General features: G+C 45.4%; 1 protein-coding gene. It reads right to left on the bottom strand.

From position 1 onward, the window contains the following. Positions 1-18: 18 nt before the first annotated feature. Positions 19-1,172 (bottom strand): IS3 family transposase gene (locus tag Q0698_RS13225; protein ID WP_298637160.1). Its coding sequence is split into 2 segments (ribosomal slippage): positions 19-923 and positions 923-1,172, totalling 1,155 coding nucleotides; the frame shifts between segments, so codons are not numbered across the junction. Positions 1,173-1,239 lie beyond the last annotated feature (67 nt).

The following is a 1,239-nucleotide window of genomic DNA, read 5'->3' as shown; positions in this document are numbered from 1 at the left end:
TGATAAGGCCTGAGTTTTCTAGACACCTTCTAGGCGCTTAAAATAATCGGTTTCGAAAGCCTTCGGCGACATCCGATCATTGTTGGTGTGTCGCCTGGTTGGATTGTAGAACATCTCAATATAATTAAATATATCCTGTTTAGCTTCTGACCGAGTTTTGAAGATTTTTCGCTTTATCCGTTCCTTCTTTAGGTTGGCGAAAAAACTCTCAGCTACAGCATTATCCCAGCAATTTCCTTTGCGACTCATACTCGGTGTGATGTTGAAACCTGCTAATAGTCGTTTTACGTTAGCACTTTTGTATTGCGAGCCTTGGTCTGAATGAAGCATCACTTTATCTTGTGGTTTGCGTCGCCAGTAAGCGGCGATCAGTGCGTCCATAATAAGATCTTCCTTCATTCGACTATCCATCGACCAGCCAACAATCGCCCGTGAGAATAGATCCATAATAACGGCGACAAACAAAAAGCCCTCTTGAGTTTTGATGTAGGTGATGTCTGACACCCACCACTCATTAGGCTTTGTGACCGTAAACTGGCGATTAAGATGATTGGGAGCAGCTTCCGCGACGCTACCGCCATACATGCCGCGTGGAGAGTTGTAGCCCCGCTCAGCCTTAATGCCGGACTCTTGCATCAACCGGAGCACTCGGTCGCGACCACAATCGATGCCATCAGCAGTTAGGTCCTTGTGTATGTTGCGATATCCATACACACAACCACTCTCGAGCCAATATTGCTTGATCTTGGGTGCCAACTTTTGATCTTCTTTAGCCCTGTTTGAGACCGGATTCCTAAGCCACTCATAGTAACCGCTTGGGTGTACTTTGAGCACAGCACACATTATTCTTACTGGGTATTTAGCCGTTCGAGATTTTATAAATCGGTATCTTTCTTTGACTCGTTTGCAAAGAACCGAGCGGCTTCCTTTAATATATCGCGTTCCTGCTCAGCTCTGCGTAACTGCTTCTTTAGGCGAGCATTCTCCGCTTGGAGATCTGCTTCTTCACCGCGCTGCTTAGCAGGCTTTGAGAAAACCTTAATCCAATCATAAAGACTCTTGGTGCTGATGCCGAGACGACCGGCCACCTCATTTACAGGATAGCCATTTACCGTGACTTGGTTAACTGCTTCTTGTTTGAACTCATCTGAATAACGACTGCCACGTGGCATATTTCTACCTCACTTCTATGGTTCTTAATTTACCATAAAAAGTGTCTAGAGTTCTCAGGCCTTATCA

The organism is uncultured Umboniibacter sp. (assembly GCF_947497555.1).
Lineage (GTDB): Bacteria > Pseudomonadota > Gammaproteobacteria > Pseudomonadales > DSM-25080 > Umboniibacter.
Note: the sequence above shows the minus strand (reverse complement) of the source record. Positions and strands in the feature narration are given on the sequence as shown.